Origin of the sequence: Eubacterium sp. AF19-12LB (assembly GCF_003479125.1) — a bacterium.
GTDB lineage: Bacteria > Bacillota > Clostridia > Lachnospirales > Lachnospiraceae > Eubacterium_U > Eubacterium_U album.
Genome location: NZ_QUGP01000002.1, coordinates 157,078 through 177,662, shown reverse-complemented (window position 1 = coordinate 177,662; position 20,585 = coordinate 157,078). Strand labels below are relative to the sequence as shown.

The window sequence follows — 20,585 nt, the reverse complement described above, 5'->3', positions numbered from 1 at the left end:
CAATCTATAATCTTGAAAAACAATAGTCCTTATGCTAAAATTATTTATTGAGTTTTAGCATAAGGATTAATATTTGGAGGATAAATAAATGCAAAAATACGGATTAAACGAATTAAGAAAAATGTATTTAGATTTTTTTGCATCTAAAGACCATTTGGTATTGGGTAGCTTTTCTTTAGTTCCCCACAATGATAACAGCTTATTGTTGATTAATGCAGGTATGGCACCTCTTAAGCCATATTTTACAGGTCAGGAAATTCCACCTAAGACAAGAGTAGCTACATGTCAGAAATGTATCAGAACAGGTGATATTGAAAATATAGGTAAAACAGCAAGACACGGTACATTCTTTGAAATGCTTGGTAACTTCTCATTTGGAGATTATTTCAAGACAGAAGCAATTCATTGGTCATGGGAATTTTTGACAGAAGTTGTTGGATTGGAAGCAGACAGACTTTATCCTTCAGTTTATCTTGAAGATGACGAAGCATTTGATATATGGAACAAAGAAATGGGTATTCCTGCTGATAGAATATTTAAGTTTGGTAAGGAAGACAATTTCTGGGAGCATGGTGCAGGACCTTGCGGACCATGTTCAGAAATTTATTATGACCGTGGTGAAAAATATGGTTGTGGTAAGCCGGATTGCACAGTAGGTTGTGAGTGCGACAGATACATTGAAATTTGGAACAACGTATTTACACAGTTTGAAAATGACGGAAAAGGAAATTATACAACTCTTAAACAGAAAAATATTGATACAGGTATGGGTCTTGAAAGACTTGCAACTGTTGTTCAGGATGTAGATTCAATTTTTGATGTTGATACAATCAGAGCTTTAAGAGATAAAGTTTGTGAATTTTCAGGAAAAGAATATAAAAAAGAATATGCATGGGATGTTTCAATTAGAATTATAACAGACCATATCCGTTCAGCTACATTTATGATTTCTGACGGAATTATGCCATCTAACGAAGGAAGAGGTTATGTTCTTAGAAGATTAATCAGACGTGCTGCAAGACACGGACGTTTACTTGGAATTGATGGAAAATTCCTTGCAAAATTAAGTGAAACTGTTATTGAAAGTTCAAAAGACGGTTATCCTGAATTAGAAGAAAAGAAAAACATGATTTTTAAAGTTCTTACTGAAGAAGAAAACAAATTCAATAAGACAATAGATCAAGGACTTGGAATCCTTACTGATATGCAAAAAGAAATGGATAATGCAGGTTCAAAGACTCTTTCAGGAAAAAATGCATTTAAATTATATGACACATATGGATTTCCTCTTGATTTGACAAAGGAAATCCTTGAAGAAAAAGGATTTAATGTTGATGAAGACGGATTTAAAGCATGCATGGAAGAACAGAAAGAAAAAGCTAGAAAAGCCAGAAAGAAAACAAATTACATGGGTGCAGATGCTACAATTTACGAGCAGATGGATAAAAATATCACATCTAAATTTGTAGGATATGACAAATTAGAAAATGAATCAGTAATTTCAACAATTGCAACTGAAGATGAAATTGTAGAAGCAATCACTGATGGTGATATGGGAACAATCGTTGTTGATGAAACTGTTTTCTACGCTACAATGGGTGGACAGGCAGGAGATATTGGTGTAATTACAAACGGCGACAGTGAATTTGAAGTAAAAGATACAATTAAGCTTTTAGGTGGAAAGATTGGTCATATAGGACAGGTTACTAAGGGAATGTTCTCTGTTGGAGATAATGTTACACTTAAGGTTAATAAGCATAATAGAGAAGATACAGGCAAAAACCATAGTGCAACACATTTATTACAGAAAGCTTTAAAGATTGTATTAGGAGATCATATTGAACAGGCAGGCTCATTAGTTACTGCAGACAGACTTAGATTTGACTTTACTCATTTCCAGGCTATGACTCCTGAAGAAATTGAGAAAGTTGAAGATATTGTAAACAATGAAATCGCTGAAAATCTTCCTGTAATTACTAAAGAAATGTCATTAGAAGATGCTAAGAAGACAGGGGCTATGGCATTGTTTGGCGAAAAATATGGTGAAACGGTTCGAGTCGTTTCAATGGGTGATTTTTCAGTTGAATTATGTGGTGGTACCCATGTAGCAAATACAGGAGTTATTTCAGCATTTAAGATTGTTTCAGAATCAGGTATTGCTGCCGGAGTAAGACGTATTGAAGCTTTAACATCAACAGGTCTTATGAAACATTATGAATCAATTGAAGAAGAAATGAATCTTGCAGCTAAGGTTGCTAAAGCTGAACCTATAGCACTTGTAAAGAAAATTGAAGCTATGCAGGAAGAAATAAAAGCTCTTATGAGTGAAAACGAAAAACTCAAGAGCAAAATTGCTAATGCATCTGTTGGAAATGCTGATGACCAGATTGTTGATGTAAATGGAGTTAAGTTATTAGCGATAAAAGTCGCAGACGTTGATATGAATGGTTTGAGAAATTTAGGCGATCAGATGAAAGAAAAGACAAACGATGGAGTTGTTGTTATCGTATCAACTTTAGGCGATAAAGTTAATGTTATTGCAATGGCTGGTGATGATGCAATCAGTAAAGGTGCACATGCCGGAAATATCATTAAGGAAGTAGCTAAATGTGTTGGCGGTGGCGGCGGCGGTCGTCCTAATATGGCACAGGCCGGAGGAAAGAATCCTGCAGGTGCAGATGACGCGTTAGCAAAGGCTAAAGAAGTTCTTGAAAGCCAGGTAAAATAATAAGCAAAAAATCTTCAATATACTATAAAAAGTGGTTGACGATGTGGAAATATATGTTATAATATTTTTTGTGTGTTATGAAACACAATACCTACAGTTTTAGGAATATCGTAACTGGAGGGAGGTAAGGAAAGAATGTCAAGCGTTATCGTTAAAGAAAACGAATCAATCGACAGTGCTTTACGTAGATTCAAGAGAAATTGCGCAAAGGCTGGTATTCAGCAGGAGATTCGTAAAAGAGAACATTACGAAAAACCAAGCGTTAAGCGTAAGAAGAAATCAGAAGCTGCTAGAAAGCGCAAGTATAATTAATTATAAAAAACCGGAGTTTATGCTCCGGTTTTTTTATGTATTATATTTTAAACAATTCATATACTTAATAATAATAGCTATATGTGGAGAAAAGCTATAGATAAATATAAAATTTGTGATGCCGGCCAAATACCTACAGATGTAGTTTTTAAAGAATCTATTGTTGATATCTTAGGAAAAAGGTGTGCTTATATAGAAAATTATATTTCGATAATTGAATTATCAGATACAAACATAATAGTTAAGTGCAAACGTTACTATATTTTTATAAAGGGTAACGGATTAAATATCGAATATTATAATAATAAAATCTGTATGAAAATAATAGGAGATCTTAATGAAATATCATTTTGTAGAAATTTGCATTAATAGTTACGATATTAAAAGATTATTGAAATTTAACGAATTAGAGTATAGAGAGATTAAGATTTCAAATAACGAAGCTACTTTTCTTATAAACAAAAAATATTTAGCAAGGCTAACAGAAAAATGCGAGAAATACAATATTGAAATTAAAAATGTTTCCGAAATTGGAAATATAAATAAAATAAAAAAAATTAAATACATAAAAATATTTGGTATTTCGTTAGCATCATTTTTATTGATTGTAGTTATATTATCTATGTTTATCTGGAACATTACAATAGATGGCAATGTAATGCATACTTCCAATGAATTATATAATTTTATAAGAAAACAAAACGTATATGTAGGAGAATATAAAGGAAAAATTGATTGCGATGAAATAGAAAAAAAGATTCGTAATAAATATTCTGATATAACATGGGTTTGTGCAGAAATTAAAGGGACAAATCTCATAATTCATGTAAATGAAAATTATAATCGAACGATAAAGGAACAGGAAAATTCTCCGTATAATATTATTGCAAATTGTGATGCACAAATAGATAGCATAATAACAAGAACAGGTGTCGGCAATGTAAAGAAAGGTGACAAAGTTAAAAAAGGTGATTTGCTGATTTCAGGAGAAGTAGATACATATAACGAATTTGAAGAAATTATAGCTAAGAAATATGTTAAGGCTGACGGTGAAATTTATGCCAAAGTTAAATATGAATTTAATAAAAAATATAAAATAAAAGAAAAAGTAAAAAAATATGGAAAGAAATATTCATATTTTAACGTTTCGTTTGGTGATATGGCAATATTAAATGGCGAAGGCAAAAATAAAGACATTGTGATTGAAAAAAATAAACTTCATTTTTTGAAAAATTATTATCTGCCTGTTACATTTACAAAAATTACAAATATTCCTTTTAAATATGTTGAAGTAAAAAGAAATAAAACTCAAATAAAAACACTAATAGATAATGATTTTACATATTATTTAATGACTTTAGAACAAAAAGGGTATAAAATTCTAGAAAAAAATGTTAAAATGAAGATTGTCGGTGACACATATATAGGAAAAGGACAGGTGACAGTTGTTCAACCTTTTGGGTCACTTGAAGAGTTAAGTATATCAGAGGAAGGAACTACAGTTAATGAGCGTGATTGAGAGTATTATAGATATTCCTGCTGAGCATGAAAAAAAGATTTATGGAAATTTTGATGAAAATATAAAGAAAATAGAAAGAACACTTCATGTCACCATTATATCTAGAGATTCACAAATAAAAATTATTGGTGGTGAAGTTGCTGCCAAAAGGGCAAAAAAAGTATTTGAACAGCTTTTTAAATTATCTTTACGTGGCAATGAAATAACAGAGCAAAATGTTGATTATGCGTTATCATTATCTTTTGAGGATAACGAACAGGCGATTGTCGAATTAGATGATGATATGATATGCAGAACTGCGGCAGGAAAGCCTGTTAAGCCTAAAACATTAGGTCAGAAGCATTATGTAGATGAAATACGTAAGAAGATGATTGTATTTGGAATTGGCCCGGCAGGAACAGGTAAAACATATCTTGCAATGGCAATGGCAATAACTGCTTTAAAAAATGATGAGGTAAACAGAATCATTTTGACAAGACCGGCTATTGAAGCAGGAGAAAATCTTGGATTTTTACCAGGCGATTTACAAAGCAAGGTTGATCCATATTTACGTCCTTTATATGATGCGTTATATCAGATAATGGGGGCAGAAAGTTTTATGCATAATTCTGAAAAGGGAATTATAGAAGTTGCTCCTTTAGCTTATATGCGTGGACGTACATTAGATAATGCATTTATTATCTTAGATGAAGCACAGAACACTACGCCTGCACAGATGAAGATGTTTTTAACAAGAATCGGCTTTGGATCAAAGGTAATCGTGACTGGTGATTTAACTCAAAAAGATTTACCTAGAGACGCTGTTTCAGGATTAGATGTTGCGTTAAAGGTTTTAAGTAAAGTTGAGGATATAAGTTTTGTTAACTTGACAAACAAAGACGTTGTAAGACATCCTCTTGTTCAGAAAATCGTTAAAGCATATGAAGAATATGATGAAAAAATGGCAAAAAAGAAACAACAAAGGGAAAAGAAATAATGAATATTTATATTGAAAACGAATATGACAAAGAAATGAAGGAACGACTTGATTATGAAAAACTTATAGAAGAGGTTGTTAATGAAGCCGTGGATTATGTGAAATGTCCATATGAGTGTGAAGTTAATGTAACTATTGTAACGAATGAAAGAATTCATGAGATAAATAACGAGTTTAGAGGAATTGATAAAGAAACTGACGTATTATCATTTCCGATGATTGATTATGATAAGCCGGGTGATTTTACAGGATTTGATGAGATTGATGATTATTTTGATTTAGATACCGGAGAATTAATTTTAGGTGATATTGTTATTTCATATGACCGTGTAATAAGTCAGGCACATGAATTTAATCATTCAGTTAGAAGAGAATTTGCTTTTCTTGTTGCCCATAGTATGCTTCATCTGTTTGGATATGACCATATGGAGGAAGATGAAAGGGTGGAAATGGAAAGAAAGCAAAATGATATTTTAATAAATTTAGGAATTACGAGGGAGTAAACATGCAAAAAAAGATACTAACAGCATTAACATTAATCATAGTAGCCATGATTTTAGTAACAGGATGCAAAGGAAAGAAAACTGAAAAAGAAGAAAAAACAACTGTTGAAGAAACAACAATTGAAGAAACAACTGTCGACAATTCACATATCGGACAGGTAAGAAGTAAATTAACCGGTGAATATGTAGATGAAAAAATTGGTAATAGAAGACCTGTTGCCGTAATGTACAATAACATTATAAATGCAATTCCTCATTCAGGACTTAGCAATGCAAGTGTATGCTATGAAGCACCTGTTGAAGGATGCATAACACGTATAATGGGTATTTTTGAAAATTACGATGATCTTAAAAAGATTGGTTCAATAAGAAGCTGCAGAATTTATTATTGTTATTTTGCATTGGAATGGGATGCTATCTATGTTCATTTTGGACAGTCTAAATATGCACTTGATTTTCTAAAAAGCGATAAGATTGATAATGTAGGTTCATATCAGTCTGTTGCAAATAGCATTTTCTTTAGAACAACAGATAGAGTTGCACCACATAACTGTTTTATTGATGGTGCAGGAATTAAAAAGGGAATTAAAGAATTAGGCTATAGAAAAAAATACAAAAAAGATTACAGTTCACATTTCCAATTTGCTGATGAGGGAACTAAAGTAGATTTAGCAAGCGAAAAGATTGCCAATAAAGTAGAACTTGGTTACCAGATAAATAAACCTTGGTTTGAATATGATGCAGCTACAGGATTATATAAGAGATTCCAATATGGAAAAGCACACATTGATGATCAGAATAATGAACAGCTGTCTTGTTCTAATATAATTATTCAGTATGTTAACGCTACTCTTTATCCTGATAATAAGAGTTTGGATATGACTTTAACAGGCTCAGGAAAAGGTTGGTATATTACAAACGGTAAGGCTGAAAAAATTACTTGGAATAAATCAGACAAGCTTGGAAGAACTACATATTTAGATAAATCAGGAAATGAAATTGTTTTAAATGATGGTAAAACATGGATTTGCATGGTTCAGAATGAATATTCTGATAATGTAAAAATTTCAAAATAAGAGTGAGTATTATGAGTAATGATGAGTTGATATCAAAAGCATATGAGGCAATGAAAAATTCATACGCACCTTACAGCAAATTTAATGTAGGGGCAGTTGCTTTATGTGGTGAAAAAATTTACATGGGATGTAATATTGAAAATGCATCTTTCGGTGCAACTATATGTGCTGAAAGATGTGCTATTTTCAAAGCTGTATCAGATGGATATACAAAAATTGACAAAATAGTAATTGTATGCTCTACGCACGATTTTGCGTATCCATGCGGAATATGCAGACAGGTTATGACAGAATTTATGGATGAAAATGGAATAATTGTTGTAACTAATGATAAGGAAATAAGAGAATACAAACTTTCTGACTTGATGCCGGAAAGTTTTCGTATGTAATTAGGAGATTTCAATGTCAAAGAAAAAAATAAAAAACAGCTTTCTTCTACAAGGAAGTATTTTAGCTGTAGCAGGTTTATTAGTAAGAGTTATAGGTTTAATATATCGTGTTCCTTTAACTAATATTTTAGGTGAAAAAGGCATGGGATGTTATGGCACGGCTTATGATGTGTATAATATTTTAATTTTATTATCATCACAAAGTATGCCTATTGCAGTCTCAAAGCTTGTTTCTGAAAAATTAGGAAGAAATGAAAATAATAATGCTCACAGAATTTTTAAAGGAGCATTAATATACGGGCTTGTAATTGGTGTTATATGTGGATTAATTGCATTTTTTGGCGGAGAATGGCTTGCTTCAACATTTTATCATGCTCCATCAGCCGGAAGAGCATTAAAGGTATTAGCTCCTACATTAACAATAGCATGCATTTTAGGAGTTTTCCGTGGTTATATGCAGGGACTTGGAGATATGGTGCCAACTGCGATTTCTCAGATATTTGAACAGATTGTAAATGCTTTTGTAAGTGTGTTTGCAGCATACGAATTATTAAATTATGGATACTCTGTTTCTACAATGTTATCAGAAAGTAAAGCAGAAGCAAATGCAATATCATATGGTGCTGCAGGTGGAACTTTAGGTACATGCCTTGGTGCGGCTACAGCTCTTTTAGTCCTGATTATTATCTACTTAAAAAGAAAGTCGGATATATTGGCTGATATTTCAAAGCAGGATAAAGGCGCATTGGATTCATTTAGTAGAATAACAAAAATGATTATATTTACAATTACACCAATGCTCATAAGTACAACAATTTATAACATTAGCAACTTGTTGGATAATCCGATTTTCCAGAATATTATGGAGTTGAAATTTGGCTTAAAAGAAGATGCAAGATTAGCATTGTGGGGTGTATACAGCTCACAGTATAGAGTACTTACTACTATGCCAATAGCTATTGCATCTGCATTAGCGGCAGCAATTGTACCGTCAATGATTCGTTCATATGCTGCCGGTGATAAACTAATTGTAAATAATAAAATAGATTCAGCAATTAAATTTTCAATGATAATTGCCCTGCCTTGTGGCTTTGGATTATCAGTATTAGGTGGACCAATCAACAAAATGCTATTTCCTAATTTGAGTAATGATATGATTGTTTACATGATGATGTTTAGTGTATTTACAGTTACGGCATTTTCTTTATCAACAATCAGTAATTCAATATTACAGGGAATTGATAAATTGAATGTTCCTATTAAGAATTCAGCAATTTCATTAGGTATTCATTTAGTTATTTTGCCTTTATTACTCGTTGTATTCAAATTAGGAATATACGCTGTTGTAATAGGTGATTTCACATTTGCAATGACTGTATGTGTATTAAATTCATATTCAATAAAAAATTATACAGGCTATACACAGGAAATAAAAAATACATTTGTTAAACCTATAATTTCATCGGTAATTATGTCTATATGTTGTTATTTAGTTTATTTATTATTCCATAAATTAATCGGAAGTAATACAATATCAACGTTAATCGCTATATGTGTAGCTATTGCAGTATATGGAATTATGGTTATTAAAACGAAAATTGTTACAGAAAATGAATTGGAATCTGTTCCAAAAGGAACTATGATTATTAAAATATGTAAAAAAATTCATCTGCTGTAGTATATAAAAATATAAAACGGTAAAAAATATATGCAAAGGAGTTTATTTATGAACAAGCGTGCATATATTTTTTGTTTAGTTGCAGCTGTAATTGTTGCAACATTTGTAATTGGATATAATATTGGAACAGATAAACAATCAAAGAAGAATAATTCTCAGACTAATGCTAAAGTAATAGAAAAAGAAGGCTATTGGTTGCAATCAGTGGAAGGATACATTGTAGTATTTGAAAATGATAGAGCAACTGTTGTTGCATCCACAGAAATACCAGTGTCCAGTTTGTCAAAAAAAGAGCAGGATGTTTTAGCTGAAGGTTTTTACTTTGATACAGCAGAAGAATTATTTAAATTTCTTGAGGCTAATACCAGTTGAGGAATATTTACAATGAAAATATGTATAATCGGTGCCGGAGCGGCAGGAATGGTGGCTGCAATAAATGTAGCAAATGAAAATAATGAGATTCTTATTTTAGAACACACATCAAAAATAGGTTCTAAAATAAGAATCTCCGGTAATGGAAAATGCAATTTGACTAATGAATCAGTTTCAAAAGAAAAATATAATAATCAGGACTTTGCAGATGTAGTGTTAAACGAATTTTCTGTCGATGATACAAAACAATTTTTCTATAATTGCGGTTTAATGTTAAAAGATAAAAATGGATATTATTATCCTATGAGTGAGCAGGCAGCATCTGTTATTGATGTATTGCAAAGTGAATTGTATAAAAGAAATGTAAAATTAATTACTGATTTTCATATTACAAGAATGCATAGAAAAGATGATAAATTTATAATTAAGGGTAATAATAAAGAAATTATAGCCGACAAGCTTATAATTGCAACTGGTGGAAAGTCTGCTGCAAAAACCGGTTCTGATGGAAGTGGATACAGTTATGCAAAAATGTTTGGCCATAATATAATTGAACAGGTTCCCGGATTAACAGGAATTGTATGCAAAAATAAAATCTGTAAATCTTTTGCAGGCGTAAGAACTAAAGCAACTGTAACAGCTTTTATAGAAGGAGCATCAGTATATAAGGAAACCGGAGAAGTGCAATTTACTGATTATGGCTTATCAGGAATTCCTATATTTAATTGCTGTAATTATATTTCCAGAGCTATAAATTTAGAAAAAGATGTTGAAATAACAGTTGATTATTTACCTGATATTAAGAGTGAGGATATAGAAAAATTTATTATTACACAAAAAGATAACGGAAAAAGTGTATTATATGCTTTAAAAGGAATGTTACCGTCAAAAATAGCTAATGGTATTTATGAAATAGTAGTTAATAAATGTAAAAAAGATTCTGAATACTTTATTTCAAATATAATAAATTTTATAAAAAAATTTGAATTTAAAGCAATAGATACGAGAGATTACGAACAGGCTCAGGTTACGTGTGGAGGAGTTGATTTATCAGAAATAAATCCTAAAACAATGGAATCTAAACTTGTAAAAAACTTGTATTTCGCAGGTGAAGTGGTCGATATTAACGGTTTATGTGGCGGTTATAATTTACAATTTGCATGGTCAAGCGGTGCAATTGCAGGAAAGAGTTGTTTATATGATAAAAATTAAAGTTAATCAAATTAAGATGAATGTTAAGCATAGTATAGATGATGTTGTTAAGGAAGCACTTAAAAAAGTTCATACACAAAAAAACAACCTTGTGTCATATAAAATTATAAAAAAATCAATTGATGCAAGAAAATCACCAATATATATATATGCTGTTCAATTAGAGTTAAATAAATACAATTTAAAAAAATTACCTAAAGATGTTTCAATTGTAAAAAAAGAAGAAAAATACATATACAATGTTACGGGTAATAAAAAAATAGAAAATCCACCTGTTGTTGTAGGATTTGGCCCGGCCGGAATGTTTTGTGGCTATCTTTTAGCAAAAGCAGGTTATAATCCTATAATAATTGAAAGAGGCAAGGATGTTGACAGTAGAATTATAGATGTTGAAGAATTTTGGAAAACCGGTAAATTAAATACAGAGTCAAATGTTCAATTTGGAGAAGGTGGCGCGGGAACTTTTTCTGATGGAAAATTAAACACAGGAATTAAAGATAAAAACGGTCGTCAGAATTTTGTTCTGGAAACATTTGTAAAATGTGGTGCACCCGAAAATATCATGTATGATTCAAAACCTCACATAGGAACAGATATTCTTCAAATTGTTGTAAAAAACTTAAGAAAAGAAATAGAATCACTTGGTGGAAAAGTATTGTTTGAAAGTAAGCTTACTAACATCGAAAAAGAAGGTGGTTTTTATAATTTAGAAATCAATAATTCAGAAAAAATTCAGAGTCAAATATGTATTTTGGCTATAGGTCATAGTGCAAGAGATACTTTCGAAATGCTATATAACAAATCATTTCCAATGGAACAAAAACCATTTGCAATAGGTGTTCGTGTTGAGCATTTACAGGATATGATAAATAAATCACAATATGGAGTTGATAATTGTGAAGGTTTGCCTGCTGCACCATATAAATTAACATACAATACAAAGAGCAAAAGAGGCGTATATTCTTTTTGTATGTGTCCTGGAGGATGCGTGGTTAATGCTTCTTCTGAAGATAAACGTTTAGCTGTCAATGGTATGAGTTATAGCGCTCGAGATGGTAAAAATGCAAACAGTGCGATAGTTACAACTATTACTCCAAATGATTTTGAAAGTAAACATCCATTAGCAGGAATGTATTTACAACGTGAATTAGAAGAAAAAGCATTTAATGAAGGAAAAGGTGCAATTCCTGTTCAACTATATGGTGACTTTGTAAATAACAAAATCAGTCATGAATTTGGAAATGTTATTCCTGACATAAAAGGAAAATATTCTTTTGCGAATATAAAAAATGTATTACCTAAATATATTTGCGATTCAATAGAAGAGGCAATGCCATATTTTGGCAAGAAAATACAGGGATTTGATAATAAAGATACTGTATTTGCGGCGATTGAAAGCAGAACGTCATCACCTGTAAGAATTATAAGAGAAGACGATTTTCAATCAGTATTTAAAGGTGTTTATCCTTGTGGTGAAGGGGCAGGTTATGCCGGAGGCATTACAAGTGCAGCTATTGATGGTATAAAGGTGTTTGAATCGATTATTTCTGAATTCAGACCATAGCATTATTATTTGAACAATTATATTTAGATTAAAGGTTTGCAATTTTGAGTTATACATATCTAAGAATGAAAATATAGACCTTTTTTCAATTTTGTAGTATGATTTAGTTTGTAAAAATTTCGTTATATAAACGCGTGAGGAGTCATAATGAACATTAGATTTTTAGCCCAATCAGAATATTTTAATGGAATTCATTTAAAAGATGATATAATTCTTGAAAAAGAATATGAAGATAGTAAGTTTAGCAATATTAAAAAAGTACACTATTTCGTGTATCATTTAGAAGATAATATAAGAAAAGAAATTCTTCCAAGAAGCGAAAAACTACAGGTTTTTAATATTACAGACTGTCAGTTTCAGTCAGATTATATTTATTTTACTGAATTCGATGATCAATATGATGGAAATTACAATTTAAATATAATTAAATATAATTATATTGATGATACATATTTAAAAATAATTACTTTAAAGGATAATTTAAATCTATATCCTGATAAAAAACAAATAAAAATATATATATTAAATGAATCTAATTTAATAATACAAAGGGCAATTCCAAGAGGAAATTATAAAGATAATTATGCCGGATTTTTTGATTTTTCATCTATTTTATTTAATTTTGTAGATAATAAGCAATATAAAATCAACGATGAAAATTTAATTAACAATGGAATTGAATTTATGATTCCATATAACGAAAATTCATGTATTATGAAAACAGGATACTCTTTATTTGATGAGAATAAGCATGATTTACTCGAAAAAGAAGAAGTAGCTGTTGAAACTTTAATGGTAATAAACATTCAGCAATTTATATCGGATTTATTACTTGAACAGACACATATGGTTATACCGTCAATAGCCCAGGCATACTATGATACTACATTAGTATTTGCGGAGGTTCAGAATAATTATTTGTTATATTCTACATTCGATTTTAATAAGGATGAAGAAACGATTTGCTTTTATAATCTTGAAAGCAAAGAAGAATATACATGTATTAACAAAACAAAAACCGGAAGTTCAACAAGAGCAAATGCTATATTAATTAACGGAACACCATATGTTAAAATTGACAAAGATTCTAAAAGTCAATTTCTTAATTTAGAGACTAACGAGGTTGATGCAGTTTACAGTAATAAAGAAAAGATAGTTTTCATTAATAATAATCTCATTGCAAGTGTCAATGAAAAAAAGCCTTTATTTGGCAAAGAATATGAATATGTTGCAATTCAGAAATTCCCTTCGACAGAAGTATTGCTTGAAGAAAAAGGGTATTTTATTGGTGCAATCGCGGCAAATAGTGATACTACATATATATTTCTAAAATAAAATAAAAGGAAAAGAAAAAATGGATCAGAAGAAAATAAAGAGAATAAATGAATTGGCAAGAAAATCTAAAGCAGAAGGATTAACTGACAGTGAAAAGAAAGAACAGGAACAGTTGCGTACAGAATATAGAATGGCTGTTATTGGTAATTTAAAAGGTGAATTAAAAAATGTAAAAATTAAAAATCCCGATGGAACAATTGTGGATTTAAAACCTAAAGGACATTAAAATGGATTTAAACATTCTTAGAAAAGAAATAAAGCAAAAAAGATTATCTCTTGATTACCAAAAATTTGAACTTTATAATTTGGAAATCAATAATACAATAATAAATAGCAAAATTTATAATAGCAGTAAAGTTGTTTACTGCTATTGTAGTGTAAATAATGAAGTTGATATGACAATGCTTATGAGTGACTGCTTAAATAAAGGTAAAATTCTTGCACTTCCAAAAGTAATTGGAAACGACATGACATTTTATACAATTACTGATTTTAACCAGTTAAAAAAAGGCTATATGAAAATACCTGAACCTGTCACAGATAATATTGCACCTAAACCGGATATTGTTATAGTTCCGGGACTTGCATTTACTAAAGAAGGAAAGCGAATTGGATATGGCGCAGGCTTTTATGACAGATATTTAAAAAATATAGATACATATAAAATCGGTGTAGGGTTTAATTTTCAAATTGTGGATGAACTTAAGCAGCATGAAAATGATATCAATTTAGATACCATAATAACAAATGAGATAGTTTAGGAGAAATAAAGTGAATTTTGTAAATGAAACAGAAAAGCAGGCTTATTACATAGCTAAATGTAAAGAAATAATTTCTAATAGAGAAAAAGAATTAGGAAGAAAATTAAAGGCATGTGTAGCAACATTTGGATGTCAGATGAATTTCAAAGATTCAGAGAAACTTATAGGTATTCTTAATGAAATCGGATATGAAGAAACAGAAGATGAACATGCTGATTTAGTACTTTATAATACATGTACTGTACGTGAAAATGCTAATTTAAAAATATACGGAAGATTAGGATATTTATCAAAATTAAAAAAAGAAAACAGCAATATGATTATAGGTTTATGCGGATGCATGATGCAGGAAGAACATGTTGTTGAAAAAATCAAAAAGAGTTATAAATTTGTTGACTTAATCTTTGGTACACATAACATTTTTAAGTTAGCAGAATTATTATATGAAAGACTTTCAGGTCAAAAATCTGTAATTGATATATGGCAGGGTACAACAGAAATAGTAGAAGATTTACCTAGTGAAAGAAAATACAGTTTTAAATCCGGAGTTAATATAATGTATGGATGTAACAATTTTTGTAGTTACTGTATTGTACCATATGTTAGAGGAAGGGAAAGAAGCAGAAAACCTGAAGATATAATTAATGAAATCAAGAAATTAGTTAGTGAAGGTGTAGTTGAAATAATGTTGTTAGGTCAAAATGTTAATTCATATGGTAAGACATTAGAAAATCCAATGACATTTGCACAGCTTTTACAGGAAATTGAAAAAATAGACGGTCTAAAGAGAGTTAGATTTATGACGAGTCATCCAAAGGATTTGTCTGATGAATTAATTGATGTAATGGCTCATTCTAAAAAAATTTGCAAGCAGATGCATTTGCCATTACAGTCAGGAAGCGACCGTTTATTAAAAATAATGAACAGGCATTATGACAAACAGCATTATCTTGAAATCGTAGATAAATTAAGAAAAGCAATTCCTGATATTGGAATTTCAACAGATATCATTGTTGGTTTTCCCGGTGAGACAGAAGAAGATTTTAATGAAACACTAGATGTTGTTAAGAAAGTTCAATATGACAGTGCATTTACATTTATTTATTCAAAGCGTTCGGGAACACCTGCTGCAGAAATGGAAAATCAGGTTCCACAGGATGTAGTTAAAGATAGATTTGACAGACTTTTAAAAGTTGTAAATGAAATATCATCAAAGAAAACTGCCAAATATGAAGGAACAACACAATTAGTTATGGCAGAAGAAGTAAACAGCCATGACCCTGAATTAATTACAGGACGATTAAGCAACAACACGGTAGTTCATTTTAAGGGAACTAAGGATTTAATTGGTCAGGAATTAAAAGTTAAATTACTAAAAGCCAAAGGATTTTATTATTTTGGAGAAATAGAGGCATAATATGAGTATTACACCAATGATGCAACAATACTTAGAAACTAAAAAACAATATAAGGATTGCATTATTTTTTACCGTTTAGGTGACTTTTATGAAATGTTTTTTGAAGATGCTATTACAGCATCAAAAGAACTTGAAATCACTTTAACAGGAAAAAACTGCGGCTTAGAAGAAAGGGCGCCAATGTGTGGTGTCCCTTATCACGCTGTAGATTCTTATTTAAACAAACTTGTAACAAAAGGATATAAGGTTGCGATTGTTGAGCAGGTCGAGGATCCTGCAACAGCAAAAGGAATTGTAAAAAGAGAAGTTGTCCGAATTGTTACTCCCGGAACAAATCTAAACACATCTGCATTAGATGAAACTAAAAATAATTATTTAATGTCTATTGTATGTGTGGAAAATTGTTTTGGAATAGCTATTGTAGATATTACAACAGGAGATTTTTTTGTCACTGAAGTTGAAAACAACAGGGCATTACTTGATGAAATCTATAAATTCATGCCAAGTGAAATAATATGCAATGATGCATTTTTACTTACAGGAATTGATATTGACGATTTAAAAAACAGATTAAATATCACATTATTCCAGTTAGAATCATGGTATTTTGATGATGATATGTGTAAAAAAGCATTAACTGATCATTTCAAGGTTTATGATTTATCAGCATTAGGAATTGATAATTATGATGTTGGAACAAATGCTGCCGGTGCTCTAATGCAGTATTTAACAGAAACGCAAAAAAACTCACTATCTCATTTAACTCAGATAATTCCTTATTCAACGAATAAATTTATGATATTAGATACTTCTACCAGAAGAAATTTGGAGTTATGTGAAACATTACGTGAAAAACAAAAACGAGGATCTCTTTTATGGGTACTCGATAAGACAAAAACGGCTATGGGTGCAAGAATGCTAAGAAGCTATATAGAACAGCCGTTAATTGATAAAGAATCTATTATAAAAAGACAAAAAGCAATCGAGGAATTAAATAAATCTTTAATTACAAGAGATGAATTAAGAGAATATCTTTCTCCAATATACGATTTAGAAAGACTTATAAGTAAAGTAGCATATAAATCAGCTAATCCAAGAGATTTAATAGCTTTGCTTAATTCTTTAAAAATGTTGCCACATATAAAAACGGTAATACAGGATTTTAAGAGTCCTCTTTTTAAAGAAATTACAGAAGAATTAGATGTTTTAGATGATATAACTTCATTGATAGACAATTCAATAAACGAAGATCCACCAATTAATATCAAAGAGGGGGGAATTATTAAAGAAGGATATAATGAAGAGGTTGACAGATTACGAAAAGCTAAAACAGAAGGAAAAACATGGCTTGCAGAACTTGAGACTAAAGAAAAAGAAAAGACAGGTATTAAAGGACTTAAAATAAAATACAATAAAGTATTTGGATATTATCTTGATGTTACAAATTCGTATAAGGATTTAGTCCCGGATTATTATGTGAGAAAACAAACATTGACCAATTCAGAACGATACACAACTGATGAATTAAAACAATTAGAAGATGTAATATTAGGTGCAGAAGATAAATTATTTTCATTAGAATATAATTTATTTAGTGAAATAAGAGATGAGATATCATCGCAGGTTGTTAGAATACAGACTACTGCAAAAGCATTAGCAAAAATTGATGTATTTGCTTCATTAGCATATGTTGCTGAACATAATAATTATGTTAAACCTAACATAAATGAAAAAGGTATTATAGATATTAAAAACGGCCGACATCCTGTCGTTGAAAAAATGATGCCTGACAGTATGTTTGTAACTAATGATACATATTTAGACATGAATAATAATCGTGTATCAATTATTACAGGCCCAAACATGGCCGGCAAATCAACATATATGAGACAGACAGCACTTATTACTCTTATGGCTCAGATTGGCTCATTTGTTCCGGCAACGAGTGCAAATATAGGCGTGTGCGACAAAATATTTACAAGAGTAGGGGCATCTGACGATTTAGCAAGCGGTCAAAGTACTTTTATGGTTGAAATGACAGAAGTTGCTAATATCCTTAGAAATGCAACACCAAAAAGCTTGTTGATTCTTGATGAAATAGGCCGAGGAACAAGTACTTTTGATGGATTAAGTATTGCATGGGCGGTAGTTGAACATATATGTGATATAAAATTACTTGGTGCAAAAACATTATTCGCAACTCATTATCATGAATTAACTGAACTTGAAGGAACTATGAAAGGTGTAAATAACTATTGCATCAGCGTAAAAGAGCAGGGCGATAATATTGTATTTTTACGTAAAATTGTTAAGGGCGGAGCAGATAAAAGTTATGGTATACAGGTTGCCAAATTAGCCGGTGTTCCTGATAGTGTTATAAATAGAGCAAAAGAACTTGTTGCTGAATTATCAAATGCAGATATAACAGCTAAAGCAAAGGAAATTGCCGCAAATATGACTCCCGGAAATTCCATAAAAGGAGTAAATGATAATGTTGAACTACATCAGATGTCTTTGTTTGATACAGTAAAAGAAGATGATATTATCACTGAAATTGAAGAACTTGATTTAGGAACTATGACACCAATAGATGCTTTAAATCATTTGTATAAAATACAGAACAAATTAAGGAATAGATGGTAAATGAGCAATATTAAATTATTAGATCAAAATACAATTAATCAAATAGCTGCCGGAGAAGTAATTGACAGGCCGGCATCGATTGTAAAAGAGCTTATGGAAAATTCAATTGATGCGGGTGCTGATAAAATTAGTGTTGAAATTAAAGATGGTGGCACTAAACTTATAAGAATTACAGACAACGGATGTGGTATTGATAGAGATGATATTAAAACTGCATTTTTGAGACATGCTACAAGTAAAATTAAATCTGTCGAAGATTTAATGGTCGTTTCTTCTCTTGGTTTTAGAGGTGAAGCCCTTTCAAGTATCGCAGCTGTATGTCAGGTAGAGTTAATTACAAAAACACAAGATTCATTTGTTGGATGTAAATATACTATAGAAGGAGGAAAGGAAAAAGGACTCGAAGAAATAGGTGCTCCTGATGGAACAACATTTCTTGTAAGAAATATTTTTTTCAATACTCCTGCAAGAAGAAAATTTTTAAAAACTCCTCAGACTGAAGCCGGATATATTTCAGAAATTGTTGAAAGGATAGCACTTTCGCATCCTGAAATAGCCATTAATTTCATAAATAATGGACAACCTAAGTTACATACTCCGGGAAACGGTAATTTGAAAGATGTAATTTATAATATATATGGTAGAGAAATAACTAATAATTTAATAGAAATAAATGAAGAATGTGAATTTGCACATCTTAAAGGTTTCATCGGAAAGCCATTAATTTCTAAAGGAAACCGAACATTTGAGAATTATTTTGTAAATGGAAGATATATTAAAAGTACTATTTTAACAAAAGCGATAGAAGAGGCGTTTGCACCTGTTATGATGCAACATAAATATCCTTTTACAGTCTTGCATTTGAAAATTAATTCAGACCTTTTAGATGTAAACGTTCATCCGTCTAAAATGGAACTTAGATTTAGAAATGGAAAAGATTTGTATCCATGGATTGTGGAAGTTTTATCTGAAGCAATTATTGAGAAGCCGAAGATTCCACAGGTTAAACTTACAGAAGAAAAAGAGGATATTCCTATTGCTATAAAGGTGCCTGAGCCATTTGAAACAAAAAGAACAGATGAGATTGAAAGAAAAAATAACATTGAATCTGATGTTAATAAATCAGATAATTTTATTTCAGAGGAATTAAATTACAACAAACAATCTGATATAAAACAATCGGATAGTAATTTTAAGTCAGACATTACTAATAATAGCGATAATATAAATGGTGTAAGCGATGATATTGAGAATAATACTGATGTTATAGTTGAGAATAAAGATTTCCTAAAAAATAATCAGGATAACAAAGAAATATCAGTAACTATTAGGAACAAAGGGTCGAATCAAATAACTAAGGAAGATATATCTTTAGATAATACATCTAATATGGAAAACGCATTAATTCCAGAAGAAAAAGCCGTAAATGTTAAAACCAGATTTGATGTTCCAAAAACTTCAAAAGATATGACAATGAATCTTTTTGAAGATAACTTCTTGACAGATACAGCAAGAAAAAAACATAAAATAATAGGGCAGGTATTTGATACATACTGGATTGTTGAGTACGAAGATAAAATGTATATCATTGACCAACATGCGGCTCATGAAAAAGTTATGTTTGAAAAAATTATGGCTGGTTTAAAAAATAAAGAAATTAACACTCAAATGGTTAATCCTCCTATAATTTTAAATCTAAGCATGCTTGAAGCACAACTTTTAGAAAAATTTATAGATAATTTCAGAGAAATAGGTTATGAAATAGAGGAATTTGGTGGTCAGGATTTTGCAGTAAGAGGTATCCCGGCTGATTTATATACATTAGATGCAAGAGAGGTATTGATGAACCTTATTGATAATTTGTCAGAACAGACAACAAAATTAAATTCTGAACTATTAACAGAAAAAATTGCGTCAATGTCATGTAAAGCAGCAGTTAAGGGAAATAACAAATTAAGTTATGCAGAAATGGATTCTTTAATTGACCAACTGTTAAAACTTGAAAATCCATTCAACTGTCCTCATGGAAGACCAACAATCATTTCATTATCAAAATACGAACTTGAAAAGAAGTTTAAACGAATAATTTAGGAGTATAT

At 30.6% G+C, this 20,585-nt stretch carries 17 protein-coding genes; all 17 read left to right on the top strand.

Translation table 11 applies throughout. The features are described 5' to 3' along the window. The first annotated feature begins 88 nt into the window (after positions 1–88). The 17 genes from alaS (at position 89) to mutL (ending at position 20,577) form a co-directional block, all read left to right on the top strand. Complete coding sequence (gene alaS / locus DWX29_RS02485) at positions 89–2,728, top strand: alanine--tRNA ligase (protein ID WP_118565103.1); 2,640 nt, start codon at positions 89–91, stop codon at positions 2,726–2,728. Positions 2,729–2,863: 135 nt separating this feature from the next. Next, positions 2,864–3,040 (top strand): 30S ribosomal protein S21, encoded by a 177-nt coding sequence (gene rpsU / locus DWX29_RS02480; RefSeq protein WP_005362674.1) that lies wholly within the window; start codon positions 2,864–2,866, stop codon positions 3,038–3,040. 337 nt (positions 3,041–3,377) lie between these two features. Then, the gene (locus tag DWX29_RS02470; RefSeq protein WP_118565102.1) at positions 3,378–4,559 is read left to right on the top strand and encodes a sporulation protein YqfD; all 1,182 of its coding nucleotides are present in this window, start codon (positions 3,378–3,380) and stop codon (positions 4,557–4,559) included. After that, positions 4,546–5,535 carry a PhoH family protein gene (locus DWX29_RS02465; RefSeq protein WP_118565101.1) on the top strand — a complete coding sequence of 330 codons (990 nt, stop codon included), beginning with the start codon at positions 4,546–4,548 and terminating at the stop codon, positions 5,533–5,535. The genes DWX29_RS02470 and DWX29_RS02465 overlap by 14 nt, the downstream gene beginning before the upstream one ends. After that, positions 5,535–6,038: an rRNA maturation RNase YbeY gene (ybeY, locus tag DWX29_RS02460; RefSeq protein WP_117909431.1), complete on the top strand. Its 504-nt coding sequence runs from the start codon at positions 5,535–5,537 to the stop codon at positions 6,036–6,038. The genes DWX29_RS02465 and ybeY overlap by 1 nt, the downstream gene beginning before the upstream one ends. Positions 6,039–6,040: 2 nt before the next feature. Then, on the top strand, positions 6,041–7,114 hold the full coding sequence (locus DWX29_RS02455; RefSeq protein WP_118565100.1) for a DUF3048 domain-containing protein: 1,074 nt from the start codon (positions 6,041–6,043) through the stop codon (positions 7,112–7,114). Between the two features lie 11 nt (positions 7,115–7,125). Then, complete coding sequence (locus DWX29_RS02450; protein WP_118565099.1) at positions 7,126–7,503, top strand: cytidine deaminase; 378 nt, start codon at positions 7,126–7,128, stop codon at positions 7,501–7,503. 13 nt (positions 7,504–7,516) lie between these two features. Beyond that, a complete protein-coding gene (locus DWX29_RS02445) occupies positions 7,517–9,181 on the top strand; it encodes a polysaccharide biosynthesis protein (protein ID WP_118565098.1) in 1,665 nt (554 codons plus the stop codon). A 48-nt stretch (positions 9,182–9,229) separates the two neighbouring features. After that, positions 9,230–9,553 (top strand): hypothetical protein, encoded by a 324-nt coding sequence (locus tag DWX29_RS02440; RefSeq protein ID WP_022088420.1) that lies wholly within the window; start codon positions 9,230–9,232, stop codon positions 9,551–9,553. A gap of 12 nt (positions 9,554–9,565) precedes the next feature. Then, a complete protein-coding gene (locus DWX29_RS02435) occupies positions 9,566–10,765 on the top strand; it encodes an NAD(P)/FAD-dependent oxidoreductase (RefSeq protein ID WP_118565097.1) in 1,200 nt (399 codons plus the stop codon). Next, positions 10,752–12,329: an FAD-dependent protein gene (locus DWX29_RS02430; protein WP_118565096.1), complete on the top strand. Its 1,578-nt coding sequence runs from the start codon at positions 10,752–10,754 to the stop codon at positions 12,327–12,329. Before DWX29_RS02435 ends, DWX29_RS02430 begins: the two co-directional genes overlap by 14 nt. Positions 12,330–12,476: 147 nt before the next feature. Beyond that, entirely contained in the window at positions 12,477–13,664 is a 1,188-nt protein-coding gene (locus DWX29_RS02425) for a hypothetical protein (RefSeq protein ID WP_118565095.1), read from the top strand. A gap of 19 nt (positions 13,665–13,683) precedes the next feature. After that, a complete protein-coding gene (locus DWX29_RS02420; RefSeq protein WP_022089618.1) occupies positions 13,684–13,890 on the top strand; it encodes a DUF896 domain-containing protein in 207 nt (68 codons plus the stop codon). Between the two features lies 1 nt (position 13,891). Further along, entirely contained in the window at positions 13,892–14,425 is a 534-nt protein-coding gene (locus DWX29_RS02415) for a 5-formyltetrahydrofolate cyclo-ligase (protein ID WP_118565094.1), read from the top strand. Between the two features lie 10 nt (positions 14,426–14,435). Further along, the gene (gene miaB, locus DWX29_RS02410; protein ID WP_118565093.1) at positions 14,436–15,842 is read left to right on the top strand and encodes a tRNA (N6-isopentenyl adenosine(37)-C2)-methylthiotransferase MiaB; all 1,407 of its coding nucleotides are present in this window, start codon (positions 14,436–14,438) and stop codon (positions 15,840–15,842) included. 1 nt (position 15,843) lies between these two features. Next, positions 15,844–18,486 (top strand): DNA mismatch repair protein MutS, encoded by a 2,643-nt coding sequence (mutS, locus tag DWX29_RS02405; RefSeq protein WP_243053219.1) that lies wholly within the window; start codon positions 15,844–15,846, stop codon positions 18,484–18,486. Beyond that, positions 18,487–20,577, top strand: a complete 2,091-nt coding sequence (gene mutL / locus DWX29_RS02400; protein WP_118565092.1) for a DNA mismatch repair endonuclease MutL — start codon at positions 18,487–18,489, stop codon at positions 20,575–20,577. Positions 20,578–20,585 lie beyond the last annotated feature (8 nt).